The 24,720-nt window shown below is 71.4% G+C and carries 23 protein-coding genes and 1 riboswitch; of the genes, 17 read left to right on the top strand and 6 right to left on the bottom strand.

The features are described 5' to 3' along the window. The first annotated feature begins 19 nt into the window (after positions 1-19). The 3 genes from OG410_RS08625 to OG410_RS08615 all read left to right on the top strand — a co-directional run bounded on the left by OG410_RS08625 (position 20) and on the right by OG410_RS08615 (position 3,313). On the top strand, positions 20-361 hold the full coding sequence (locus OG410_RS08625) for a DUF742 domain-containing protein (protein WP_329304059.1): 342 nt from the start codon (positions 20-22) through the stop codon (positions 359-361). 354 nt (positions 362-715) lie between these two features. Next, a complete protein-coding gene (locus OG410_RS08620) occupies positions 716-1,543 on the top strand; it encodes a carbon-nitrogen hydrolase family protein (RefSeq protein ID WP_329298576.1) in 828 nt (275 codons plus the stop codon). A gap of 75 nt (positions 1,544-1,618) precedes the next feature. Beyond that, a complete protein-coding gene (locus OG410_RS08615; RefSeq protein ID WP_329298575.1) occupies positions 1,619-3,313 on the top strand; it encodes a flavin monoamine oxidase family protein in 1,695 nt (564 codons plus the stop codon). 29 nt (positions 3,314-3,342) lie between these two features. On the opposite strand, the gene OG410_RS08610 is transcribed toward OG410_RS08615, so the two are convergent. Next, positions 3,343-4,272: an LLM class F420-dependent oxidoreductase gene (locus OG410_RS08610; protein WP_329298574.1), complete on the bottom strand. Its 930-nt coding sequence runs from the start codon at positions 4,270-4,272 to the stop codon at positions 3,343-3,345. 92 nt (positions 4,273-4,364) lie between these two features. Further along, a complete protein-coding gene (locus OG410_RS08605; protein ID WP_329298573.1) occupies positions 4,365-5,039 on the bottom strand; it encodes a DUF5995 family protein in 675 nt (224 codons plus the stop codon). Positions 5,040-5,211: 172 nt separating this feature from the next. Between OG410_RS08605 and OG410_RS08600 the strand changes: the two genes are divergently transcribed. Next, positions 5,212-6,318: a glycoside hydrolase family 6 protein gene (locus tag OG410_RS08600; protein ID WP_329304058.1), complete on the top strand. Its 1,107-nt coding sequence runs from the start codon at positions 5,212-5,214 to the stop codon at positions 6,316-6,318. Here OG410_RS08600 and OG410_RS08595 read toward each other — a convergent pair. Continuing rightward, on the bottom strand, positions 6,300-7,691 hold the full coding sequence (locus OG410_RS08595) for a uracil-xanthine permease family protein (RefSeq protein ID WP_329298572.1): 1,392 nt from the start codon (positions 7,689-7,691) through the stop codon (positions 6,300-6,302). The genes OG410_RS08600 and OG410_RS08595 overlap by 19 nt on opposite strands. Before the next feature lie 121 nt (positions 7,692-7,812). On the opposite strand from OG410_RS08595, the gene OG410_RS08590 reads away from it, so the two are divergent. Together OG410_RS08590 and OG410_RS08585 are read left to right on the top strand one after the other, a co-directional pair. Then, the gene (locus OG410_RS08590; RefSeq protein ID WP_329298571.1) at positions 7,813-9,189 is read left to right on the top strand and encodes an alginate lyase family protein; all 1,377 of its coding nucleotides are present in this window, start codon (positions 7,813-7,815) and stop codon (positions 9,187-9,189) included. Positions 9,190-9,293: 104 nt separating this feature from the next. Next, positions 9,294-9,752 carry an acyl-CoA thioesterase gene (locus OG410_RS08585; RefSeq protein ID WP_326788961.1) on the top strand — a complete coding sequence of 153 codons (459 nt, stop codon included), beginning with the start codon at positions 9,294-9,296 and terminating at the stop codon, positions 9,750-9,752. On the opposite strand, the gene OG410_RS08580 is transcribed toward OG410_RS08585, so the two are convergent. Beyond that, positions 9,712-10,923, bottom strand: coding sequence for an MFS transporter (locus tag OG410_RS08580; protein WP_329298570.1), 1,212 nt, complete (start codon positions 10,921-10,923; stop codon positions 9,712-9,714). The genes OG410_RS08585 and OG410_RS08580 overlap by 41 nt on opposite strands. Before the next feature lie 138 nt (positions 10,924-11,061). Between OG410_RS08580 and OG410_RS08575 the strand changes: the two genes are divergently transcribed. The 10 genes from OG410_RS08575 to OG410_RS08530 all read left to right on the top strand — a co-directional run bounded on the left by OG410_RS08575 (position 11,062) and on the right by OG410_RS08530 (position 20,461). Next, the gene (locus OG410_RS08575) at positions 11,062-12,294 is read left to right on the top strand and encodes an ROK family transcriptional regulator (protein WP_329298569.1); all 1,233 of its coding nucleotides are present in this window, start codon (positions 11,062-11,064) and stop codon (positions 12,292-12,294) included. Between the two features lie 314 nt (positions 12,295-12,608). Further along, positions 12,609-12,739: riboswitch (FMN riboswitch) on the top strand. Positions 12,740-12,893: 154 nt separating this feature from the next. Further along, entirely contained in the window at positions 12,894-13,529 is a 636-nt protein-coding gene (locus OG410_RS08570; RefSeq protein WP_328666828.1) for a riboflavin synthase, read from the top strand. After that, entirely contained in the window at positions 13,526-14,161 is a 636-nt protein-coding gene (locus OG410_RS08565) for a nicotinamide mononucleotide transporter family protein (RefSeq protein ID WP_329298568.1), read from the top strand. Before OG410_RS08570 ends, OG410_RS08565 begins: the two co-directional genes overlap by 4 nt. Beyond that, complete coding sequence (locus OG410_RS08560; RefSeq protein WP_329298567.1) at positions 14,158-15,495, top strand: bifunctional 3,4-dihydroxy-2-butanone-4-phosphate synthase/GTP cyclohydrolase II; 1,338 nt, start codon at positions 14,158-14,160, stop codon at positions 15,493-15,495. The genes OG410_RS08565 and OG410_RS08560 overlap by 4 nt, the downstream gene beginning before the upstream one ends. Before the next feature lie 140 nt (positions 15,496-15,635). Further along, positions 15,636-16,121, top strand: coding sequence for a 6,7-dimethyl-8-ribityllumazine synthase (gene ribH, locus OG410_RS08555; protein ID WP_151468514.1), 486 nt, complete (start codon positions 15,636-15,638; stop codon positions 16,119-16,121). A 34-nt stretch (positions 16,122-16,155) separates the two neighbouring features. Next, the gene (locus OG410_RS08550) at positions 16,156-16,428 is read left to right on the top strand and encodes a phosphoribosyl-ATP diphosphatase (RefSeq protein WP_015661856.1); all 273 of its coding nucleotides are present in this window, start codon (positions 16,156-16,158) and stop codon (positions 16,426-16,428) included. Between the two features lie 81 nt (positions 16,429-16,509). Further along, a complete protein-coding gene (gene hisG / locus OG410_RS08545) occupies positions 16,510-17,367 on the top strand; it encodes an ATP phosphoribosyltransferase (protein ID WP_329298566.1) in 858 nt (285 codons plus the stop codon). 14 nt (positions 17,368-17,381) lie between these two features. Further along, positions 17,382-17,849, top strand: a complete 468-nt coding sequence (locus tag OG410_RS08540) for a PH domain-containing protein (RefSeq protein ID WP_329298565.1) — start codon at positions 17,382-17,384, stop codon at positions 17,847-17,849. A gap of 198 nt (positions 17,850-18,047) precedes the next feature. Then, positions 18,048-19,379, top strand: a complete 1,332-nt coding sequence (locus OG410_RS08535; RefSeq protein ID WP_329298564.1) for a hemolysin family protein — start codon at positions 18,048-18,050, stop codon at positions 19,377-19,379. Continuing rightward, positions 19,376-20,461, top strand: coding sequence for a hemolysin family protein (locus OG410_RS08530; RefSeq protein ID WP_329298563.1), 1,086 nt, complete (start codon positions 19,376-19,378; stop codon positions 20,459-20,461). The genes OG410_RS08535 and OG410_RS08530 overlap by 4 nt, the downstream gene beginning before the upstream one ends. A 77-nt stretch (positions 20,462-20,538) precedes the next feature. Here the strand turns inward: OG410_RS08530 and OG410_RS08525 are convergent, their stop codons facing one another. Together OG410_RS08525 and OG410_RS08520 are read right to left on the bottom strand one after the other, a co-directional pair. Continuing rightward, a complete protein-coding gene (locus OG410_RS08525; protein ID WP_328666806.1) occupies positions 20,539-22,404 on the bottom strand; it encodes an AAA family ATPase in 1,866 nt (621 codons plus the stop codon). Between the two features lie 466 nt (positions 22,405-22,870). Continuing rightward, positions 22,871-23,524: a uridine kinase family protein gene (locus OG410_RS08520; protein ID WP_329298562.1), complete on the bottom strand. Its 654-nt coding sequence runs from the start codon at positions 23,522-23,524 to the stop codon at positions 22,871-22,873. Between the two features lie 229 nt (positions 23,525-23,753). Here OG410_RS08520 and OG410_RS08515 point away from each other — a divergent pair, with 229 nt between their 5' ends. Then, positions 23,754-24,710 carry a hypothetical protein gene (locus tag OG410_RS08515; protein ID WP_329298561.1) on the top strand — a complete coding sequence of 319 codons (957 nt, stop codon included), beginning with the start codon at positions 23,754-23,756 and terminating at the stop codon, positions 24,708-24,710. Positions 24,711-24,720: the final 10 nt, after the last annotated feature.

The following is a 24,720-nucleotide window of genomic DNA, read 5'->3' as shown; positions in this document are numbered from 1 at the left end:
CGAGGACGAGACCGGGCCGATGGTGCGGCCCTACACCGTCACCGGGGGCCGCACCCGGCCCTCGCGGCGGCACGTCATCGACCTGATGTCGCGGGTCACGGTCCTGGAGACGGACACCGGTCGGCCCGGTCTCGACCACGCGGCGGCCGCGCTGCTCGACCTGGCCCGCCGCGGCCCCCGGCCGGTCGTCGAGCTCGCCGCGGACGCCGACCTGCCGCTGACCGTCGTACGTGTCCTGCTCGGCGACCTGGCCGAGGCCGGTCTGCTGACCATCGACGAGCCGTACCGTCCGCCGGACGGCGCTCCCGCGGCCGACCCGGAGCTGCTCCGCGAGATCGTGGAGCGGCTGCGCGAGCTGTGACCCCGGCCGGGAGGGGGCATCCCGGGGACGGGGGCGGGGACCCCGGCCCGGGGAGCCCGAGCCGGCATCCCGGGGCCGGCGCACCCCGCCGTGGCGGCCTCGTCCCGGCGTCGGGCCGCCTCCGTCCCGTCACAGGGACCGCCCCCGCCTGTGACCTGCGTCTCCCGGGGTTCAGGACGTTCGGTACTTGACCGCAGGGGGCGCGGCGGGGCGCGCAACGAATCGCCGCCGGGGGCCGAAGGCACGCAACGAATCGTTCAGTGGCGCGCAACGGGTCCTTCTTGTTCCCCCGAGCCGGCCGACCGTACCGTCTAGGTGGCCCCCCGAACCCCCTCGTACCGGCGGAGAACCCGTATGCGCACAGCCCTGCTCCAGAGCTCCGGCCGCCCCGGCTCGGTCGCCGAGAACCTCAAGGTCCTCGACGAGGCCGCGGGCCGTGCCGCCGCAGCGGGCGCCGGGCTGATCGTGACGTCGGAGATGTTCCTGACCGGCTACGCCATCGGCGACGACATCGCGCGCCTCGCCGAGCCCGCCGACGGCGACTCCGCCGACGCGGTGGCCGAGATCGCCACCCGGCACGGCGTCGCCGTCGCCTACGGCTACCCCGAGCGCGAGGCCGCGCGGACAGAGAGCGAGGCCCCCGGGACCGACGGCGGGGCGAGGATCTTCAACTCCGTGCAGCTGATCTCCGCGGAGGGCACCCGGCTCGCGAACTACCGCAAGACCCACCTCTTCGGCTGCTTCGAGCACGACCACTTCACACCCGGCGACCAGCCCGTCGTACAGGCGGAACTGAACGGCCTGCGGGTCGGCCTCATGATCTGCTACGACGTCGAGTTCCCGGAGAACGTCCGCGGGCACGCTCTCGCCGGCACCGACCTGCTGCTCGTGCCGACCGCGCAGATGCACCCGTTCCAGTTCGTCGCCGAGTCCGTCGTCCCGGTGCGCGCGTTCGAGAACCAGATGTACGTCGCCTACGTCAACCGCACCGGCCCGGAAGGGGAGTTCGAGTTCGTCGGACTGTCCACGCTGGCCGGTCCCGACGGCGTCGCCCGTGCCCGCGCCGGTCGCGGCGAGGAACTGGTCGTGGCGGACGCCGACCCGGTCTTCCTGGCCGCCTCGCGCGAGACGAACCCGTATCTGAAGGACCGCCGCCCCGGACTCTACGGGTCCCTCGTCTGACCTCCCGCCCGGCCTGTCCCCGGCCGGTCACGCAAGCCCTCCCTCACCAGTTTCCGCGCAAGGAGTCCGTACCCCATGACGTCCACCGTGCCCAACGCCGTCCAGCACGCCGACGTGCAGCAGCCGCCGATCACCATGTTCGGCCCGGACTTCCCCTACGCCTACGACGACTTCCTCGCGCACCCCGCGGGCCTCGGGCAGATACCCGCGACCGAGCACGGCACCGAGATCGCGGTGATCGGCGGCGGACTGTCCGGCATCGTGGCCGCGTACGAGCTGATGAAGATGGGCCTCAAGCCCGTCGTGTACGAGGCCGACGAGATCGGCGGCCGGCTGCGCACGGTCGGCTTCGAGGGCTGCGACCCCTCGCTGACCGCCGAGATGGGCGCGATGCGCTTCCCGCCCTCCTCCACCGCCCTCCAGCACTACATCGACCTGGCCGGCCTTCAGACCCGCCCGTTCCCCAACCCCCTTGCCGAGTCCACGCCTTCGACGGTCGTCGACCTCAAGGGCGAGTCGCACTACGCGACCTCCGTCGACGACCTCCCGCAGGTCTACCGCGACGTCATGAACGCCTGGAACGCCTGCCTGGAGGACGGCGCCGACTTCTCCGACATGAACCAGGCCATGCGGGAGCGCGACGTTCCGCGCATCCGGGAGATCTGGTCGAAGCTCGTCGAGAAGCTCGACAACCAGACCTTCTACGGCTTCCTGTGCGACTCGGAGTCCTTCAAGTCCTTCCGCCACCGTGAGATCTTCGGTCAGGTCGGCTTCGGCACCGGCGGCTGGGACACCGACTTCCCGAACTCCATCCTGGAGATCCTGCGGGTCGTCTACACCGAGGCCGACGACCACCACCGCGGCATCGTCGGCGGCTCCCAGCAGCTCCCGCTGCGGCTGTGGGAGCGCGAACCGGAGAAGATCGTGCACTGGGCGTACGGCACCTCGCTGTCGACGCTGCACGACGGCACCCCGCGTCCGGCCGTGACCCGGCTGAACCGCACCGCGGGCAACGGCATCACGGTGACGGACGCGAACGGCGACATCCGTACCTTCAAGGCGGCGATCTTCACCGCCCAGTCCTGGATGCTGCTCTCCAAGGTCGCCTGCGACGACTCGCTCTTCCCGATCGACCACTGGACGGCGATCGAGCGCACGCACTACATGGAGTCCAGCAAGCTCTTCGTGCCCGTCGACCGGCCGTTCTGGCTGGACAAGGACGAGGAGACCGGCCGTGACGTCATGTCGATGACGCTCACCGACCGGATGACGCGCGGCACCTACCTCCTCGACGACGGCCCGGACAAGCCCGCCGTCATCTGCCTCTCGTACACGTGGTGCGACGACAGCCTGAAGTGGCTGCCGCTGTCCGCGAGCGAGCGCATGGAGGTCATGCTGAAGTCGCTCGGCGAGATCTATCCGAAGGTCGACATCAGGAAGCACATCATCGGCAACCCGGTGACCGTGTCCTGGGAGAACGAGCCCTACTTCATGGGCGCCTTCAAGGCCAACCTGCCGGGTCACTACCGCTACCAGCGCCGCCTGTTCACCCACTTCATGCAGGAGTCGCTGCCCGAGGACAAGCGGGGCATCTTCCTCGCCGGCGACGACATCTCCTGGACGGCCGGCTGGGCCGAGGGCGCCGTCCAGACCGCGCTGAACGCGGTCTGGGGCGTCATGCACCAGCTCGGCGGGACGACCGACCCGACCAACCCCGGGCCCGGCGACGTGTACGACGAGATCGCGCCGGTGGAACTGCCCGAGGACTGATCCTCGAACGGGAGGCGCGGGCGGTCGGGTCACACCCCGGCCGCCCGCGCCGCCTCGTACACCTCGGCCGCCACGTCCTTCAGCTCCTCGGCGTCCCGCATCGCGCTCTGGAGATCGAGGAAGATCTCGTCGAGGCCGATCTCGGCGTGGGCGACCAGGTCCGCCACGATCTGCCCGACGTCGCCCTGGAAGGCCTGGCGGTCGTCGCCCGCGTACGGCTTGGGCGTGTAGCGCGGGTTCGTGCGCAGCACGGTCCGCAGCGGCCGGGTGCGCCCACGTTCGGCGGCCAGGTCCTGCAACTGGCGCCACTGCGAGGCCAGTTGGTCGACGCCCATGCCGACCGGCATCCAGCCGTCCGCGTGGTCGACGAGCCTGCGGCGCGCCTTGCCCGTGTTGGCGGCGAGCAGGATCGGGATCGGCCGGGCCGGCTTGGGGCCGACGACGGCCGAGGCGATCCTGGTGAGGGTGCCGTCGTAGACCACCGGGTCGGGGCCCCACACCGCGCGGCACACCTCGATCACCTCGTCCAGGGCGTCGCCGCGCTCCGCGAAGGGCCGCGCGGAGGCCGCCGCGTACTCGTCGAGAGACCAGCCCGTGCCGAGGCCCGCCACGACCCGGCCGCCGCTGGCCGCGTCGAGGGAGGCGAGGGACTTGGCGAGCTGGAAGGGCGTGTGCAGCGGAGCGACCAGGACACTGGTGCCGAGCTCGGCGCGCTCGGTCACCGCGGCCGCGAGGGTCAGGGTCACCAGCGGGTCGGCGACAGCCCGGTAGGAGTCCGGCCAGGCCAGCCCCGCGACGCCGTACAGCCCTTGGGTCGGGGGGTCCGGGAACAGGGCCCGCTCGAAGACCCAGAGGCTGTCGAACCCGATCGCCTCAGCGGCGCGTGCCACGGCGGGCACGTCCCGTCCGAGGTCGTACTGCTTCATCTGCGGGAGAGTGAGGCCGAGTCGCGTCGTCATACAGCTGTACTCCTTCGCATCGGGGTGTGCCGAAGTGTCAACGTACAGTGAGCGTCCGGCTGTTCCGGCGAGGACCGTGGCGCGTGGCCGGATCAGGCCCGCAGGGGAGTGAGCAGCATCCGGCCGACCAGGCCCACCGCCGCGTCGAGACGGTCGCCGAACTCCTCGGCCAGGTCGGGGATCCCGCGCAGCGCCCACAGGGCGCGCGCCGCCGCCCAGGTCGCCTCGCGGGCCCGCTCCAGACTCCAGGAGCCGAGCAGATGGGTGAGCGGATCGGCGATCTGGAGCAGGTCGGGGCCCGGCATCAGCTCTTCGCGGACGCGTTCCTCCAGCGAGACGAGGAGATCGCCCACACGGTCGAACTCGTCCTCCAGGTCGGCCGGTTCGCAGTCGAGCGTACGACAGCTGTCCACCACGGCGAGCGCGAGATCGTGCCCGATGTGCGCGTTGATGCCCGCGAGCGCGAACTGCAGGGGGCGTACTCCCGGATGGCGGCGGAAGCGCAGCAGCGGCTGCCAGCAGGCGGGCGCCCGGCCCTCCTCGGCCACCGCCAGATAGCGTTCCGCGAACCGTACGTCCAGTGTCTGCGCGGCCCGTCGGTCGGGGAACACCCCGGCGTCCAGACGGCGGTCGAACTCCTCGGTGACCGTGAGGTAGACGCGGTTGAAGACCGCGAGTCCGTCCCGCTCGGGAAGGGTCGCGTCCAGGGCGCGCATACGGGCGACGACCGTGTCAACGGGAACGGTGAACTGTGCCGACTGCGCCATGGGGGCAGCGTCCCAGTCCTAGGGTGGCCCGCGTGCCGCCGGGCCGACGGCTTCCCCAGAACGGGGGAACGCGGACGGGGCCGGAGTGGGGGAACCGTACGTGTCAGGCTTACGTGTCCAACGGCTCGTCGAGCGCGGGGCGGAGCGCGGCAGATCCGTGGGACGCGGTGTCATGGTCGCCGTCGCCTCGGTCGTGGTCGCGGCCGGCACCGTGACGGGGACCGTGTCCGCGCTCGGCGACGGGAGCCCGTCGCCGGAGGCCCGAGCGCCGGTGACCCGCTCGTCCGCCCCCTCGCCGTCCGGTGCGCGGACACCGGCTGGCGGTTCGGCCACGCCGTCCCCTTCGCGGCCGCCCTCCCCGGAACCGGCCGTCGATCCCTCGCCCGGTAAGGGCCGGCCACGGACCGCGGCGAGGCCCGCCCTCCTCTACCGCCACCCCGATTCCCAGGTGCGCGCATGGGTCGACGGCCACCCCGGTGATCCCCGGCGCGCGGTCATCGCGTCCCGGATCGCCGACCGTCCGGCCGCGGTGTGGTTCGCGGACTTCGCACCGTCCACGATCACCGCGCGGGTCGAGGCCGTGACCTCGGCCGCCGCCGAGCGGGGCGGGGTGCCGGTCCTCGTGCCGTACGCCGTCCCGCGTCGAGACTGCGGCGGGGCCTCGGAGGGCGGGGCGCCCGACCTCGCCGCCTACGACGGCTGGATCGACGGTTTCGCGGCGGGGCTGGGCTCCCGCGAGGCCGTCGTCGTCCTGGAGCCCGACTCGATCGCCCAGGCCGACTGCCTCACCGGGCCGGAGCGGGCGGGCCGCCTCGCCTCCCTGGCCCGCGCGGGACGCGTCCTGAAGGCGGCGGACCCCAGGGCCCGGGTCTACTACGACGCGGGCAACTCCGACTGGAACCCGGCGGCCGCGCAGGCCGCGCTGCTGCGGCGGGCGGGCGCTTCCTCCGCCGCCTCCTCCGACGGTGTCTTCACCAACGTCTCCAACTTCAACCGGACGACTGACGAGATCGCGTACGCCCGGCGCGTCCTCGCCGCGCTCGGCGGGTCCTCGGGCCTCGGTGCCGTCATCGACACCAGCCGCAACGGCAACGGCGCCGCCCCGGGCGGAGCTTGGTGCGATCCGCCGGGCCGCAGGATCGGTCCGGCGCCGACGCTGAGCACCGGGGAGGCCGGGATCGACGCCTATCTGTGGGTGAAGCCACCGGGGGAGTCGGACGGCTGCCGGGGCGAACCGGGAACCTTCTCGGCCGAGTACGCCTATGAGCTGGCGGGCTGATCACCGGGCCCGTCGTACGCCGAGGTCCCCGAGTCGAGCAGCGGTTCCTGGCGGAGGTGGGCCGGGGCCATCGCCCGCAGCGCGTGGTAGCCGGTGATCACGACGATGGTGCCCAGCGCGATGCCGTTCAGCGAGAAGTTGTCCGTGAACTTCAGGGTGACGCCGCCGATGCCGATGATGATGCCCGCGGCGGCGGGCACCAGGTTCAGCGGATTGCGCAGGTCCACCCGGGCGTTGAGCCAGATCTGGGCACCGAGCAGGCCGATCATGCCGTAGAGGATGACGGTGATGCCGCCGAGGACACCACCCGGGATCGCCGCGACCACCGCGCCGAACTTGGGGCACAGTCCGAAGAGCAGGGCGAAGCCGGCGGCGGCCCAGTAGGCGGCGGTGGAGTAGACCCGGGTCGCGGCCATCACGCCGATGTTCTCGGAGTACGTGGTGTTGGGCGGGCCGCCGACCGCGGTGGAGAGCATGGAGGCGGCGCCGTCCGCGGAGATCGCGGTGCCCAGTTCGTCGTCCAGCGGGTCTCCGGTCATCTCGCCGACGGCCTTGACGTGCCCCGCGTTCTCCGCGACCAGCGCGATGACCACCGGCAGGGCGACGAGGATCGCGGACCACTGGAACGAGGGTCCGTGGAACGACGGCAGTCCGATCCAGTCGGCCTTCCCGACCCCGGAGAGGTCCAGGCGCCAGTGGTCGGTGACCTTGCCGCTCGCGTCCGCCGAGTGGATCCGGCCGAAGATCCGGTCGAAGGCCCAGGAGACGGCGTAACCGAAGAGCAGCCCCAGGAAGATCGCGATGCGTGACCAGAAACCTCGCAGGCACACCACGGCCGCGCCGGTCACCAGCATGGTGAGCAGGGCCGTCCACTGGTCCTGCGGCCAGTAGGTGGAGGCGGTCACCGGCGCCAGGTTGAAGCCGATCAGCATGACGACCGCGCCGGTCACGATCGGCGGCATCGCGGCATGGATGATCCTCGCCCCGAACCGCTGGACGGCCAGACCCGCCAGGAACAGCGCGACGCCGACCACGAAGCACGCGCCGGTCACCGTGGCGCTGGTGCCGCCCTGCGCGCGGATCACGGCGGCGACGCCCACGAAGGAGAGCGAACAGCCCAGGTAGCTGGGCACGCGGCCGCGGGTGGCGAGCAGGAAGATGACGGTCGCGACACCGGACATCATGATCGCGAGGTTGGGGTCGAGCCCCATCAGGACGGGTGCCACGAAGGACGCCCCGAACATGGCCACCACATGCTGGGCGCCGAGACCGAAGGTCCGGGGCCAGGAGAGGCGTTCATCGGGGCGGACGACCGCTCCGGGGGCGGGAGTCCGCCCGTCGCCGTGCAGTGTCCAGCGCACGCCGAGGTCCATGGTGAGGGTTCGCTTTCTCTGTACGTGAATCTGTCCGGCCCATTGTCACGTCCAACCAGCCGCTCTACGCTCGCACGGTCCTTCTCATGAACATCGTTCATATCTCTGATCGGAGTGTTCTGTGAGTGCACGATCCGGACTGGGCCTGGTGGCCGTGGCGGCCACCGTCATGTTCGCGACCCTCGTCGCCCCCTCGGCGTCCGCTCGTACGGCGTCCGCGGACGCGCCTCGGGCATCCGGCCGCGCCGCGTCCGCGGCCACCCACGCGGTGTCGGCGCGTACGGAGTCCACGGGCGGCCCCGCGGTGTCCGGACGGGCCGCGACCGGGCTGCCGAGGACCGTGGTCCTCGACGGCGGCCGGCTGAGGCGCACCCGCGCCCGCCTGGACCACGGCGACCGCCGGCTCGCCCTGGCTCTGCGCCGGTTGACGGCCCGCGCCGACAACTGGCTGGACCAGGGCCCCTGGACGGTCGTCGACAAGCCGAAACCCGCCCCGGGCGGCGATGTTCACGACTACCTCAGCCAGGCCCCCTACTGGTGGCCCTCGCAGCCGGCCACCGCGGACAACCCCTGGGGCTGTCCGTACGTCCAGCGCGACGGGCAGCGCAATCCCGAGGTGGACACCGGTACGGACCGCCAGGACGTCGAGAAGGTCTTCGACTCGACGTACGACCTCGCGCTCGCCTGGTACTACACCGGTGAGAAGCGGTACGCCGTGAAAGCCTCCCAGGTTCTGCGCACATGGTTCCTGGACCCCGCCACACGGATGAACCCGAACTTGGACCACGGCCAGTTCATCCCCTGCAAGTACGACGGCCGGGCCATCGGCGTCATCGACTTCTCGCAGTCCTACACGAGCGTCCTCGACGCGATCGCCCTCCTCGACACCGGTGCCCCCGGCTGGTCCCGGCGCGACCGGGCCGCGATGCTCGCCTGGAACACCGGCTACCGCGACTGGCTGACGGACAGCGCCTTCGGCAAGGAGGAGGGCGCTGCGCGGAACAACCACGGCACCTTCTACGACATGCAGCTCGCCGCCCTCGCGTACGCGACCGGCGACAAGGGCCTCGCCCGGCGGACCGTGCTCGCCGCGCGCGGCCTGCGTATCGACCCGCAGATCGCAGCCGACGGCAGCCAGCCCCAGGAGCTCGCCCGCACCCGCAGCTGGCACTACTCGACCTTCGACCTGGTGGCGTACACCCGGCTCGCCGCCGTCGGCCGGAAGGTCGGCGTGGACCTGTGGGCGTACCGGGGACCGGACGGCCAGAGCCTGTTCGAAGCGGTCGGCTACCTGCTGCCCGCGGCGACCGGAGCCGAGCCGTGGAGCCACCCTGAGCTGGAGTTCCACCGCTTCGCGGCGACCGATGTGGTGCACGCGGCGGCGGACGCGGGGGACCGGGCCGCGCAGGCCGCCGTGGCGGGGCTCGAGGCGCCGCCCGGCGGTGATCTGTGGGAGCTGCGGCCGGCCGCCGAGCAGCTCGACTCCATCGCGGGCTGATCCCGCCCGGACGGGGCTCCTGAGCGTTTGCTTAGGATGGGGAGCGTCGTTTCAGCCAGGCCCGCCCAGTCCGCGTGCCGCAGTACGCCCCAGGAGCCCCGCCCGTGACCGCCGAAGCCCCCGCCGCCCCTGCCCTCCCGTACGGACGCCTCCTGCCCGTCACCGTCCACTTCGACGACCTCGACGCGCTCGGACTGCTGCACAACGCCCGCTACCCGGTCATGGTCGAACGCGCCTGGACCGCGCTGTGGAACGAGCGCGGCTTCGGCTTCGAGGGTGACTGGGAGGCGGCGGGCGACTCGTGCAACGCGGTCAAGGAACTGCGGATCACCTACGAGGCCCCGGTCAGCCGCCCCGGCGCGTACGCCGTCCACCTCTGGCTGGAAAGGCTCGGTAACACCGGACTGACGTACGGCTTCCGCTTCTGCTCCCTGGACGGCGCGGTCACCTACGCGCACGGAACCCGGGTGCTCGTACGGCTCGACGCCGGGACCCTGCGCCCGACGCCGTGGAGCGACCGGTTCAGGGCCGTGGGCCGGGAACTGCTGCGCTCGGGGGACTGACCTTCGACGTGACGCGGTCTCCGGCCCGCAGCACACCCGCGAGCACGGTGAGCCCGAACGCCAGGATCGTGACCAGCCCGAACGACACGACCAGACTCGTCGCCTGCGCCACCGACCCGATCAGGCTCGGCGCGATCAGCCCTGACGTGTACGTGATGGTCGCGACGCCCGCGATGGCCTGACTGGGGTTGGGGCCGCTGCGCCCGGCCGCCGCGAAGCAGAGCGGGACCACGACCGCGATGCCGAGGCCGAGGAGCGCGAAGCCGCCCATCGCCACCGCCGGATGCTCCGCCACGACGATCAGCAGTCCGCCGAGCACGGCCAGCACACCGCCCGCCCGCACGGTGCGCACGGCGCCGAACCGGTTCACCACCGTGTCGCCCACCAGTCGGGCCACCGCCATGGTCAGCATGAAACCGGTGGTCGACGCCGCGGCGAGACCCGCCGAGCTGTCCAGCTGGTCGCGCAGGTAGACGGCCGACCAGTCCAGGCTCGCGCCCTCCGCGAAGACCGCGCAGAAGCCGACCGCGCCGATGAGCAGCGCCGACCGGGGCGGCAGCGCGAACCGCGGCGGCGGCTCCTCGTCCTCGGTGGGCTGAAGATCGAGCACCCAGCGGCAGGCGACGAGACCGAGGAGCGTGAGGGTCGCCGCGGCCAGGGCGTGGTGCAGGCGCGCGTCCGAGCCCAGATGCGCGGCGAGCGTGCCAGCCGCCGCGCCGACCAGGGCACCGGCGCTCCACATGCCGTGCAGCCCGGACATGATCGACTTGTCGAGGCGGTTCTCGACCTCGACACCCAGCGCGTTCATGGCGACGTCCGCCATCCCCGCCGTGGCGCCGTAGACGAACATCGCGAGGCACAGGGTCGGCAGGTTCGGCGCCAGGGACGGCAGGATCAGGGCCAGCGTCCACAGGGCCATGAGTCCGCGCAGCGCCGTACGGCTGCCGAAGCGGTGGGTGATGCGGCCGGCCAGCGGCATCGAGCAGGACGCGCCGAGCGCGGTGAAGGCGAGCGCGAAACCGAGCTGCCCCGCGCTGACCGACGCGTGGTCCTGGATCCAGGGCACGCGGGTCGCGAAGGACCCGGTGACGGCTCCGTGCACGGCGAACACGGCCGCCACGGCGTACCGGGCGCGTCTGACCTCGCGCTGGTCGTAGACCACTCCACTCATGCTCGGGCCCTCCCCAGGTGATGGTTCCACGTCGTGCCGCCGTAAACTATCAGGAACCCTGCCTGATAAATAGATGACCGCTCGCCGCCCGGTCGCCCGGTGGCCCGGCGGGCTCGCCGATCTGGGAGGATTCCCGCCATGCCCGCATCCCCGAGCACCGCACGGGCCATCAACGACCGGCTCGCCCTGCGGCTGTTGCAGCAGGAAGGCCCTTTGACGGCAGCGCGGCTGAAGCAGCTCACCGGCCTGTCCCGGCCGACCGTCGCCGACCTCGTCGAACGCCTCACCGCCTCCGGTCTCGTCACCGTCGTCGGGGAATCGGGGGAGCAGCGGCGCGGCCCGAACGCCCGGGTCTACGGGATCGTCGCGGACCGCGCGCATCTGGCCGCGCTGGACGTCCGTACGGAGGGAGTCTCGGTCGTCGTCTCCGATCTGGTCGGCCGGGTCCTGGCCGAGGCGTCGGTCCCCATCGGCGAGGGCACCGGGACCGGGCCGGCGGTGGAGCAGGCGGTCGCGCTGGTCGAGCGGGCGGCGAAGGAGGCCGGCTCCCTCGGGGTGTCGCCCCCGCGCGAACTCGTCCCGGGGTGGGGCAGGCTGCACACCGTCGGCATCGGGGCGCCCGGCCTGATCGACCCCGCCAGTGGCGAACTCCGCAACTCCACCGGGCTGCCCGCGTGGCACCGGCGGCTGGTCGCGGCCCTTCAGGAACGGCTGCCCGAGGCCCGCGTCCTCGTCGAGAACGAGACCAACCTCGCGGCCCTCGCCGAACAGCGCGAAGGAGTCGCCCGCGACCGCGACACGTTCGTCCTGCTGTGGATCGGCCACGGCACCGGCGCCGCCGTCGTCCTCGACGGCGCCCTGCGCCGCGGCGCCTCCGGAGGTACCGGGGAGATCGGGTTCCTTCCGGTGCCGGGCACCACGAGTCTCCCCTCGGCGACCGACTGCGGGGGCGGCTTCCACTCGCTGGTCGGGTCCGCGGCGATCGCGGAGCTCGCGGCGGAGCACGGTGTCTCGGCGCGGCCCGAGGGCTACGAACCGCACGCCGCGGCGCTGGTGCGGCAGGCGCTGGCGACTGCCGGCTCACCGGCCGCCGACGGCTTCCTCGACGCCCTCGCCGACCGCCTGGCCATCGGGGCGGCCTCCGTCAGTGCCGTGCTGGACCCCGGGTGCGTGGTCCTGGGCGGCGAGGTCGGCCAGGCGGGCGGCGCGGCGCTCGCCGCTCGGGTCGGGCGGCGGCTCGCCCGTATGTCGCCGCTCCCGACCGAGGTGCGCGCGAGCCCGCTGGGCGGGGGTGCGGTGCTGCGCGGCGCCCTCCTGACCGCACGCGACGGCGCCCAGGACGAGCTGTTCGCCCCGCGGTCGTCGCGGTAGGCCGGCCCAGGGCCGGCTGGAGACCCGGCGGCGGGGCAAGGGCCTTCGTCACCGCCGCCGGGTCGATCGTGGGGGGACCGGCAATGAATGATCACGCAGTCTTGATCGAGGACACTAAGAGGACTAGACCAGAGCGTCAATAGGTATGGACCAGCTGGGGGAACCTGTGACCTGCCCCAAGGTCGCCCGGAGTCAGGGAAGTTGGCCGGGGGGCTGTTCCGGGGAAGTCCATGCCGACCGGTTGTGAGCCACCCCACAGAGGTACGGCCCTCTGGCCGACGATCGGGCGTGGCACACTGGCCATGTACCAGAAGCAGCGCACTCCGGGGTCGGTGTAATTCCGAACCGGCGGTTATAGTCCGCGACCCGGTCGCTTCCAGCGGCCGGTTGACCAGGTGAAATTCCTGGACCGACGGTTAAAGTCCGGATGGGAGGCAGTGCGCGGCGGGCGGGTATGTCGTGCGCGCTGCCGTTTGTCGCCGCTCGTCCCACGGGACGGGTGTCCTTCCGGCGTCGCTCCCGGTGTGCCGCGGTCCGCTCATTATGTCGTCATCGACAGCCCCGGAGTCCGTGCCCCATGAGGCAGGAGGACCCGGGAAGTGTTCACCGGAATCGTCGAAGAGCTGGGTGAGGTCACCGCCGTCGAGATTCTCGACGACGCCTCGCGTTTCCGGCTGCGTGGCCCCGTCGTCACGCAGGGCGCGCAGCACGGCGACTCCATCGCCGTCAACGGAGTCTGTCTCACCGTCGTCGAGCACGAGGGCGACGAGTTCACCGCCGACGTCATGGCCGAGACCCTGAACCGCTCCAGCCTCGGGGCCCTCACCGTCGGCTCCCGCGTCAACCTGGAACGGCCGATGGCCGTGGGCGAGCGCCTCGGCGGCCACATCGTGCAGGGACACGTCGACGGCACCGGCGCGGTCATCGAGCGCAAGCCGTCCGAGAACTGGGAGATCGTCAAGATCTCGCTGCCCGCCGACCTTTCGCGCTATGTGGTCGAGAAGGGTTCCATCACCGTCGACGGCATCAGCCTGACGGTGGTCGACGCCGGCCCCGACTTCTTCACCGTGAGCCTCATTCCCACCACCCTCGACCTGACCACACTGGGCCACAAGCAGCCCGGTGACCCGGTCAACCTCGAGGTCGACGTGATCGCCAAGTACGTCGAGCGGCTGCTGGGCGCACGCGGTGGGCAGTCCGCCGGTCTGCCCGGCGTCCAGGGGGCCGGGCAGTGAACTGGCTGAACTCCGAGGCCTTCGTCCTCCTCGACCAGCACATCATGTGGTCGGACATGATCGGCAACGTGATCGGTCTGATCGCCCTCGCGCTCGGCTGGCGGCGCTCCGTGTGGAGCTGGCCCGTCCAGCTCCTCTCCGGAATCGTCCTCTTCGCCGCCTTCTTCGGTCACCTCACCGGCAGCGCCGGCAAGCAGGTCGTGGTCATCGTCGTCGCCCTGTGGGGCTGGTGGCAGTGGAACCGCGGCGAGGGCAAGGACGGACGCGTCTCCGTGCGGTTCGCCACCTGGCGCGAACGCGCGTACATGGCGGGCGCCGCCCTCGTGGGCACCCTCGCCGTCAGCGGCCTGTTCCACGCCTACCCGACGCTGTCCTGGGACCCCTGGCCCGACGCGTACATCTTCGTCGGCACGATCGTCGCCATGTACGCGCAGGCCCGCGGCATGGTCGAGTTCTGGTTCGCCTGGCTTCTGGTCGACGTCGTGGGCGTCCCGCTCAACTTCGCCAACGGCTACGCCTTCTCCGGTTTCGTCTACGTCCTGTACGGCGCGCTCGTCCTGTGGGGCATGCGCGACTGGTGGCTGCGCTCCCGTGAGGCCGGGCAGCCCGTCATGGAAGGAGCCCCGGCATGACAACGGCGCCGGTTTGGTACAGCACCGGGCACGATCAGGATGCCTCGGACTTCGCGCTCGACCCCGTCGAGCAGGCCATCGCCGACATCGCGGCCGGCCGCCCGATCGTGGTCGTCGACGACGAGGACCGGGAGAACGAGGGAGACCTCGTCGTCGCCGCCGAGATGGCGACCCCCGAGATCGTCGCCTTCATGATGAGCGAGTGCCGCGGACTGATCTGCGCGCCCATGGAGGGCGACGAACTCGACCGGCTGCGCCTTCCGCAGATGGTCGACGACAACACCGAGTCGATGAAGACCGCGTTCACGGTGTCGGTGGACGCGTCCGCCGCCCACGGGGTGACCACCGGCATCTCGGCGGCCGACCGCGCGGCCACCCTGCGGCTCCTCGCGGACGGCGTCTCGGGGGCCGAGGACTTCGTGCGCCCCGGCCACGTCTTCCCGCTGCGCGCCCGGCCCGGAGGCGTGCTGGCCCGCAACGGCCACACCGAGGCCGCCGTCGACCTGGCCCGGCTGGCGGGACTTCGCCCAGCCGGAGCGATCGTCGAGATCGCCGGCGAGGACGGCCGGATGCTCCGGCTGCCCGAACTGATCCCCTTCGCCCGCAAGCACGGCCTGACGATCATCTCCATCGAGGACCTGATCGACTACCGCCGCTCGGCCGAGAGCACCCTGGCTGCCGCGACCGGGGCGGCCCCCGCCGCACCCACCGTCCGGCGCGAGGCCGAGGTCCGTCTCCCCACCGCCTTCGGCGAGTTCACCGCGTACGGCTACCGCTCCACCGCCGACGGCGTCGAGCATGTCGCCCTCGTCCACGGCGAGATCGGCGAGGGCGAGGACGTCCTGGTCCGGGTCCACTCCGAGTGCCTCACCGGCGATGTCTTCCACTCGCACCGCTGCGACTGCGGACCCCAGCTCCAGACCTCCATGCAGCGCATCCAGACCGAGGGCCGCGGCATCGTCGTCTACCTCCGCGGTCACGAGGGGCGCGGCATCGGGCTGCTGTCCAAGCTCCGCGCGTACGAACTCCAGGAACGCGGCCGGGACACCCTCGACGCCAACCTGGAACTCGGCCTGCCCGCCGACGCCCGGGACTACGGCGCGAGCGCGCGGATCCTGGAGGACCTCGGCGTCCGCAGCCTGCGCCTGATGACCAACAACCCCGACAAGACCGACGCGCTCGTCCGGTACGGCCTGCGGGTCAGCGGACGGGAGCCGATGCCCGTCCAGGCGGGCGAGCACAATCTCGGCTACCTGCGGACCAAGCGGGACCGGATGGGCCACGACCTCCCCTGGCTCGACGCGACCACCGTGTCGGCCTGCGGGAGCCAGTGACCCCGTACGCCCGGCGCCACCGCGGGACACGGCACCACCGGCACGACCGGCACCATCGGCACGACAGCACAACCGGTGCGGCACAGCACCGGCGGCACAGCACTATCGGCAACACGGCACAGCGGGACTGAAGGAGAGACGTGAGCGGCAAGGGTGCACCTGAACTGTCCGTACGCAACTGCGGCGACCTGCGGGTCGCGGTCATCGCGGCGCAGTGGCACGACAAGGTGATGGACGGTCTCGTCGACGGCGCTCTGCGCGCCCTGCGCGAGCTGGGAATCGACGAGCCGACCCTGTTGCGGGTCCCCGGCAGCTTCGAACTGCCGGTCGCGGCCAAGGTCCTCGCGGGCCGCGGCTACGACGCGATCGTGGCGCTCGGCGTCGTCATCCGCGGCGGAACGCCCCACTTCGAGTATGTGTGCCAGGGCGTCACCCAGGGCCTCACCCAGGTATCCATCGACACCGGCGTCCCCATCGGCTTCGGTGTGCTGACCTGTGACACCGAGGAGCAGGCCCTGGACCGTGCCGGCATCGAGGGCTCCAACGAGGACAAGGGCCACGAGGCGGTGACGGCCGCCGTGGCGACCGCGGCCACCCTCCGCTCAGTATCTGAACCCTGGCACTGAGGTACGGCACCGAGCGCGTAGGGTGAGGACCACCATGTCCAAGAAGACTTTCGAGGAGCTCTTCACCGAGCTCCAGCACAAGGCCGCCACGGGCGATCCCGCCACTTCGCGCACCGCCGAACTCGTCGGCAAGGGCGTTCATGCCATCGGCAAGAAGGTCGTCGAAGAGGCCGCAGAGGTCTGGATGGCCGCCGAGTACGAGGGCAAGGACGCCGCCGCCGAGGAGATCTCGCAGCTCCTCTACCACGTCCAGGTGATGATGGTCGCGCGCGGGATCTCCCTCGACGACGTGTACGCGCATCTCTAGGGGCGAACTCAGCAGCGCCCCCACCGAGCACGCCCGTCCGTCCCACCACCCGAAGAATCTCTAGCAAAGGAAGCCGACCTCATGCTGCGCATCGCCGTCCCCAACAAGGGTTCCCTCTCAGGACCTGCGGCGGACATGCTGCATGAGGCCGGCTACCAGCAGCGCCGGGAGTCCAAGGAGCTGCGGATCGTCGACCCGAACAACGAGGTCGAGTTCTTCTACCTCCGCCCCCGCGACATCGCGATCTACGTCTCCTCCGGCCGTCTCGACATCGGCATCACCGGCCGCGACCTGCTGGTCGACTCCGGAGCCAACGCCGAGGTGATCCTCCCGCTCGGCTTCGCCCGCTCCACCTTCCGCTTCGCCTCCAAGCCGGGCACCGCCAAGGGCATCGCGGACCTGAACGGCATGACGATCGCCACCTCCTACGAGGGCATCGTCGCGGGGCACCTCGCCGACCACGGCGTCGACGCCTCCGTCGTGCACCTCGACGGCGCCGTCGAGACCGCCATCGAACTCGGTGTCGCCGAGGTCATCGCCGACGTCGTCGAGACGGGCACCTCGCTGCGCAACGCGGGCCTGGAGATCTTCGGCGAGCCGATCATGAAGTCCGAGGCCGTCGTCATCCGCCGTGTCGGAGCCGGCCCCACCGAGGACGCCGAGCCCAAGGTCCAGCAGTTCCTGCGCCGCCTCCAGGGCGTGCTGGTCGCGCGGACGTACGTGATGATGGACTACGACTGCCGCGCCGAGCACCTGGAGAAGGCCGTCGCGCTCACTCCCGGCCTGGAGTCGCCGACCATCTCGCCGCTGCACAACGAGGGCTGGGTCGCCGTCCGCGCCATGGTCCCCTCCAAGGAGGCCCAGCGGATCATGGACGACCTGTACGAGCTCGGCGCGCGGGCCATCCTGACCACGGCCATCCACGCCTGCCGGCTCTGACGGGATCAACGCACATGTCGGACCTTCCCACCCTTCCCATAACCTTCCGTCCCTCCCGTACCCGGGCGGTGCTGCTCACCGCGGGCGCGTCGATCCTTGTGGTCATCACCACGGTCGCCATGCTTCTGGAGCAACTCGGCCCGGGGGAGCGGCTCAGCTTCATCTTCACCGCGGCGCTGCTCTTCGGAGTGCTCCTGCTGCTCTCGCGGCCCAAGGTCGTCGCCGACGAGAGCGGTGTCACGGTCGTCAACATCGCGAGCCGCCGGCACCTCGACTGGGCGGAGATCGTCCAGGTCAACCTGCGTCCCGGCGACCCCTGGGTGTTCCTCGACCTCAGTGACGGCACCAGTCTCCCGGTGCTCGGCATCCAGCCGGGCATCGCCCGGCAGCGCGCCATCGAGGACGCCCGTGCCCTGCGCGCCCTGGCTTCGGCCCGTGGAATCCAGGAGCCCGACGGGCACCGTGACGAACATCAGGGCTGACTCTCGGCCTTCCACCCTGCCCTGAGAGCCCATGTCTTGATTAATCTGTCGGCGGAGGCGTTTTTCATCGCGCCTCCGCCTCCGATGTGCTCCCGCCCTCAGAGGCCCCCTGCTACCCGAGGAGTGATTCCCTCCAGCGATGGACGGATCGTCCTGTAGTACCTGCGCCGCCCCCTTCCGACATATCGAGGCGGCGGCATGACCATCCCCCTGTTGCTCCTTGGCGCGGCGTTCCTGCTGATTCTCGCCAACGGCTTCTTCGTGGCCGCGGAGTTCGGCCTCGTCACCGTGGAGCGCCCCGACGCCGAGAAGGCCGCGGCCGACGGCGACAGACGTGCCGGCACGGTCGTCGAGTCGCTCAAGGAGCTGTCCTTCCAGCTCTCCGGCACCCAGCTCGGCATCACCATCACCTCGCTCGTCGTCGGCATGCTCGCCGAACCGGCGCTCGCCGAGCTCCTGCACGGCCCGTTCACGGCGATCGGGCTGCCCGAGGGCGCCGTGCCCGGCGTCGCCGTGGTGGTCGGCATGCTGCTGGCCTCCGCCGTGCAGATGGTGGTCGGGGAACTCGTGCCCAAGAACTGGGCGGTGTCCAAGCCGCTCCAGGTGGCCCGTTTCGTGGCCGGCCCGCAGCACGTCTTCTCCAGCCTCTTCCGGCCGGTGATCGCCGCGCTGAACACGGTCGCCAACCGGCTCGTCCGCGCCCTGGGCGTGGAACCCGCCGAGGAGCTGGCCTCCGCCCGCACCCCGGGCGAACTCATCTCCCTCGCCCGCCACTCCGCCCGCGCGGGAGCCCTGGAGCAGGACACCGCGGACCTCTTCGTCCGCACGATGTCCCTGGCCGACCTCACCGCGCAGCACGTCATGACGCCGCGGGTGAAGGTCAGCGCCCTCCAGTCGTCGGCCACCGCCGAGGACGTGGTCAACCTCACCCGTGCCACCGGCCTCTCCCGGTTCCCGGTCTACCGGGAGCGGATCGACGAGATCGTCGGCATGGTGCACCTCAAGGACGCCCTCGCGATCCCCTCGCGCGACCGGCTCCGCACACCCGTCGGCCGGATCGCCCAGGTCCCCCTGCTCGTCCCGGAGACCCTGCCCGTGCAGCCCCTCCTGGAGCGGCTGCGCAGTGAACAGCCGATCGCCGTCGTCGTCGACGAGTACGGCGGCACGGCCGGCGTGGTCACCCTGGAGGACATCGTCGAGGAACTCGTCGGCGAGGTCCGCGACGAGCACGACGACGAGCAGGGCGAGCCGCCCGAGCTCGCGGCCGCGCCCCCCGAGGACGGCAGGCCCGCCTGGGACGCCGACGGCAGTTGCCGGGTCGACATCCTGCAGCGCATAGGCCTCGACGTGCCCGAGGGACCGTACGAGACCGTGGCGGGCCTCGTCGCCGACCTGCTCGGCAGGATCCCGGCCCCCGGTGACAAGGCCGAGCTCCCGGGCTGGCGCCTCGTCGTGCGACAGGTCGGGCACTACCGTGCCGAACGCGTCCGCCTCGTGCGCACCGCGCTCGCTCCGGAGGCCGTCCGATGACCATGCTCCAACTGCTGTTCGCGGGTCTGCTGGTGCTCGCCAACGGCTTCTTCGTCGGTGCCGAGTTCGCGCTCGTGTCCGTACGGCGCAGCCAGATCGAACCGCTGGGCACCGCCCGCTCCCGGCAGGTCCTGTACGGCCTGGAGCGCCTTCCGCAGATGATGGCGGCGGCGCAGTTCGGCATCACCGTCTGCTCGCTGACGCTCGGCGCGGTCGCCGAGCCCACGATCGCCCGTCTGCTGGAGCCGCTGTTCGAGGCGGTCCACCTGCCGGACGGGGTGATCCACCCCCTCGGCTATGTGATCGCGCTCGCCTTCGTCGTGTTCTTCCACCTCGTCATCGGCGAGATGGTCCCGAAGAACCTGGCGATGGCCGCGCCCGAGAAGACGGCCCTGTGGCTCAGCCCCGGACTGGTCGCCTTCGCACGGGTGTGCCGCCCGGTCACGGTGGGCCTCGGCGCCTGTGCCCAGCTGATCCTCCGGCTGTTCCGGGTCGAGCCCAAGGACGAGGTCGAAGCGGTCTTCACGAGCGAGCAGCTCAACCGGCTCGTCGAGGACTCCGGACAGGCGGGACTCCTCGATCCCGAGGAACAGGAGCGCCTCGAGGACGCCCTGGAACTCGGTTCCCGTCCGGTCACCGACGTCCTGCTCGACAGCGCCTCGCTGGTCACTGTGGACCCTTCGGTCACCCCGGGCCAGGTGGTCGCGCTCACCGCGCGCACCGGGTACTCCCGGTTCCCGGTGGTCGCGGAGAACGGCGCCTCCATGGGCTGCTACCTCCATGTGAAGGACGTACTCGACCTGGAGGGGTCGGAGCGTGCGGTCCCGCAGCAGGTGTGGCGGCCGATGGCCACCCTGCGCTCCGAACTCCCCCTGGACGACGCCCTCACCGTGATGCGTCGTGCCGCCACTCATCTGGCCCAGGTCGCCGACGGCTCCGGGAAGGTCCTCGGCCTCGTGGCCCTTGAGGACGTACTGGAGCTGCTCGTCGGCGAGGTACGGGATCCTGCGCACCGCGATGTCACGCCGGTACGGGTCACGGACCCCCGCGTCGGCCAGGCCGAGGAGGCGCTGGCGAGCTGACCGCGAGCGTGGGCCCCGGTTCCCGGGGGCCGTACGACCCGTGACGGTCGAACGGCCCCAGTGGGACCGGGGCCTTCTCACATCGCCGACGGATCCTGCGGGCCCCGGCCCGAGAGGACTTCCCCGTAGGCCTGCATGAGGTCGGGCAGACGCAGCGTCGACAGGTCGTCGCGCGAGGGTGTGCCGGGGTATCCCGACAGCCGCAGATCGCGGTACGCGCAGCTCTTCTCGTACAGGGTGCGCAGGAAGCGGCCGTTGCCGAGCTCGTCGATCCAGCCCTGGTCGACGACGTGCCCGGCGATCGAACGGAGCTCGTCCAGCGCCTCCTCGTCCCAGATGTCACCGTTCTCGGCGGCCAGCACCTCGCCGATGGAGGTCAGTTCGAGCGGGCGGTAGGAGGGGAAGTCCACGCGGCTGGTGAAGCGCGAGGACAGGCCGGGGTTCGCGGCGAGCAGCCGGTCCATGCCCTCGGGGTAGCCGGCGAGGATGACGACCAGGTGGTCCCGGTTGTCCTCGGCCCGCTTCAGCAGCACCTGGAGGGCCTCGTCGCCGTACGCGTCGCCCTTGCCGTAGCCGGAGTTGGACAGGGAGTACGCCTCGTCCACGAACAGGACGCCGCCGATCGCCGAGTCGATGAGCTCGTTGGCCTTCACGGCGGTCTGGCCGAGGTACTCGCCGACCAGGTCGGCTCGCTGGGCCTCGACCAGATGGTCCCCGCCGAGCAGCCCGAGCGCGTAGAACACCCGGCCGAGAATGCGTGCCACCGTGGTCTTGCCGGTGCCGGAGGGGCCGGAGAAGACGAAGTGCCGTTTCGGCGGCTGCACCGGCAGACCCTGCCCGGTGCGCAGCCTGGCCATGTTCAACTGCGCCGACAACGCCTTGACCTGACGTTTCACCGGTTCTAGGCCCACCATGCGCTCCAGTTCGGCGAGCGCCTCGTCGAGCAGGGCGGGGTCGGTCGGGCCCGCCGGCATCGGCTGCACCGGGATCACGGCCTTCTCCCGGAAGCCGTCGGTCTGGGCCGGCAGCCCGCCGGGCGGCGACGGATCGGCGTCCGGGAGCCTCAGGTCGCGCCCCTCGGTGCCGAACAGCGCGTCCATGCCGTCCGGGCCCTCCAGCACGTCCTGCCCGATCCCGGCGAGCGTGATCGCCGCGAGGTCGGCGGCGGCATCGTCGTACCCGTCCCCCTCGGCGATGGCGGCGAGCCGGGCCGAGGTGTCCATGAAGGAGGGGTCGACCCGGTGCACCGCCCGGTACAGGGGGAGCGCGGCGGCGGACCGTCCGGTGCCCTCGTGGGCGCGGGCCAGCCAGTACCGCAGCTCCTTGCGCTGCGGCTGTTCGCTGCGGCAGCGCATCAGCGCGGACGACAGCAGCGGCTCGGCCTGTCCGTACATCTCCAGCCGGACCCGCGCCATGCCGCCGAACAGTCCGGCCTCGATGCCGAGCATGGCATCGTTGATCAGCGGATCGGTGTGCCGCACCAGCTGTTCCCAGTCCTTGACCAGATAGGCGCGGCACGCGTGCAGGAACCGCACCTGGTGGTCCGCGTCGACCGGCGGCAGCCCGGCCAACGCCCGGTCCAGTTCGGGGACATGACGCCCGTCGAGCCAGTGCGAGGCGTGCGCGAGCAGCAGGTCGCGCGGACTCTCCAGCACCGGCTGGACCCACCAGCCCAGCCAGTACCAGGAGTTGAGGGTGCGCCGGTGGCGGGAGCGCTGCTCGCCGAAGCGGTCCCGGTGCCGGAACATCCGCAGCAGCGCGGTCGTCGTGTCCACCCGTAGCGCGTGCAGTCCGAGCCAGCCGTCCGCCATGCCGGGGTCCATCCGGACCGCGGCGCGGAACTCCTCCTCCGCCTGCGGGTAGGCGCCCATCGTGTAGGCGTCCACACCCCGCAGCCAGGCGAGGTCGGCCGGGGCCTCGGGGCCCTGCGTGCCGAAGTCCATCCGTCCCCCACAAACCGTGCCCCCGATGGTCGGGGAGTGCCTCGCGGATCAGGACATCCCCTTGCCGCCGGGCCGGTGCCCGTCGGCAGCTCTGGTCGAACGACTGTGCCGCGGACGGGAGTTGAAGCGGTGCGGCACAGCAACCGTCCGAAAGTCGCACCGAGAGGCATCGTACCTGCGGTGGACGGGCCTGCCGAAGGGTGCCGCACAGCCCGTTCCACGAGGTGGGAGCATATGGGGCGCACTGCGAACGGTGACCCAGGGTGAGCGAATCACGCCGTGGGGCGTCCGGAAAGAGAGGGTGTGGGCAGAACGAAGCCCCCGATCACGGGGGAACAACCGGGGGCTTCGCGACTGCGGGCGGCTCCCGAAGGGCCGCTGCTTCAGAACGTAAGACCTGTACGGCCCCCTGGTCAAGCAGAGTTGGGGCACTGAGGCAACTTCTCCGGAGTGGGTCTTCACAACTTCAGCACGCTGCGGATGGTCCATCACGGTGCGTGATGAACTGGTCCGGTCCAGCCGTCCCAGCAGGCCCCCGTAGCACCTCGTATCCCTCTGGACACTGCCGCACCACATGGTCCGCGAACGGTCGCGTGGGGTCCTCGGCGAAGTGCCGGCGCTCGGCGCGGACCCATCCGTCCCAGAACTCGCTCTGTGCCTCCCCGTCCCGTCGCCGTCCCCGCGCCCAGGCCTGCTCGTGGGGCAACTCCATCCACAGCAGTCGCGCGAGCCACGGCCGCAGCGCACGGCGTCCCGCGCCGACGCCCTCCAGGAGCACCACGGGCGCGGCCGGCAGCTCGCACACCGGTCCGAACTCCCGGGTCGTCCAGTCGTAGGGGGCGTAGCGTGCTGGCTCGCCGCGCCCGAACGGCTCGATCACCCCGCTCAGCAGGCGCTCGGTCCAGCCGAAGAGCTCCTCGTGGGTGGCGATGTCGTCGAGGTGCAGGACGGGCGCCCCGCCCAGTGCCGTCGCCAGTCTCCCGGCGAACGTGGTCTTTCCGGAGCCGGCGTGACCGTCCACGCCGACGAGGCGGACGGGCCCGCAGGAGGGCGGCAGCCGGCGCAGCCGTGAGGCGAGGTCGTGAATGGGTTTTCCCGGGGTGAGGTGCGAGGTTGGCACAGTCCTGTGGAACATTCTATCGAGGCGCCGTCCACAGCGGATCCATGGGTTCAGGATGGTGTCGTATTGAACCATTCATTGAACAATCCTCAAGAACTTCGGGGGCCGCGCCGAAAATTCCCGGCCCCACGGAACGAGGTATTTCGGATAGGACGTTCCGGTACTCGTAGATGCTGAGTAGGGTTCCTGTCGGGGAACGCAAGCGTCGTACGGGGATGGACTGGGGAAGATGGCCGCGGGCTTATTCGAGGGGCAGTATGTGTGGCATCCGGCGGCCGACGACCGCAGACTCGCGAGCGTCTGCACGGACGTCAGAGCCGGCCGCTATCTGAGGGCCCACGAAGCTCTGAAGGAGACCCGCTCCGACTACGGATTACGGGCCCATCGGTCCCTGGTCCTCGCCTCCGAGGCCGCCGACTCCGATCTCACCGAACGCTGGCTGGCGGAGGAACAGACCCCCGAGGCCGCCCTGATGTGGGCCCGCGTGGCCGTGCTGCGGGCGTTACGCGCGGCCGACGCCAAGGACGACCGGGCCGAGGCGCTGGAACGCATAGCGCTGACCGCCTGCGACCGGGCCGCGGTGATGGACCGCGCCGATCCCACGCCCTGGGTCGCCCGGCTGTCCATGGCCCGGCTGCACGACCTGCGCGATCCGGCCCCGCAGGGGCTGCTGACCCAGCCTCTCGGCCCCTGGCGCCTGTTCTCGCACGTCCTGCGCCTCGACCCCTGGAACCGTGAAGGCCATCACCGGTTCCTGGCCTTCTTCTTCACGCGCTACGGCGGTTCCGTGAACGCCGCCTGGGACGTCGCCGCCTTCCTGAGCCAGCGTGCCCCCGCCTCCTCGCCCCTTCGGCTGCTGCCGCTGGTGGCCCTGGTGGAGAGCTACAACCCCACGCAGCTCCTGGTCGACCGCACCTGGGAGCAGCCGCAGTGGCGCTCCACGGCGCTCGCGATCTACCAGAACTGGCTGCCTGAGGCGTCCGGATACCGCTTCACGCCGGTGCTCGATCTGGCGTACCTGGCGCACGCGCTCTTCATGGCGCAGCGCGAGTTCGAGGCCCGCGCGGTGCTCATGGCGATGGGGCCGTACGCCTGCCGGATGCCGTGGAGCGTGTTCGGCGAACCCGAGGAGCAGCTCTCCCGCGCCCGCCGCGCCTGCGGCCTGCCCGTGCCGGGGGCCGGCTGACCGGCGGCCC

Origin of the sequence: Streptomyces sp. NBC_00659, assembly GCF_036226925.1 — a bacterium.
Taxonomy (GTDB): Bacteria; Actinomycetota; Actinomycetes; order Streptomycetales; family Streptomycetaceae; genus Streptomyces.
The sequence above is the reverse complement of the archived record's forward strand: the minus strand, read 5'-3'. Positions and strand labels throughout refer to the sequence as shown.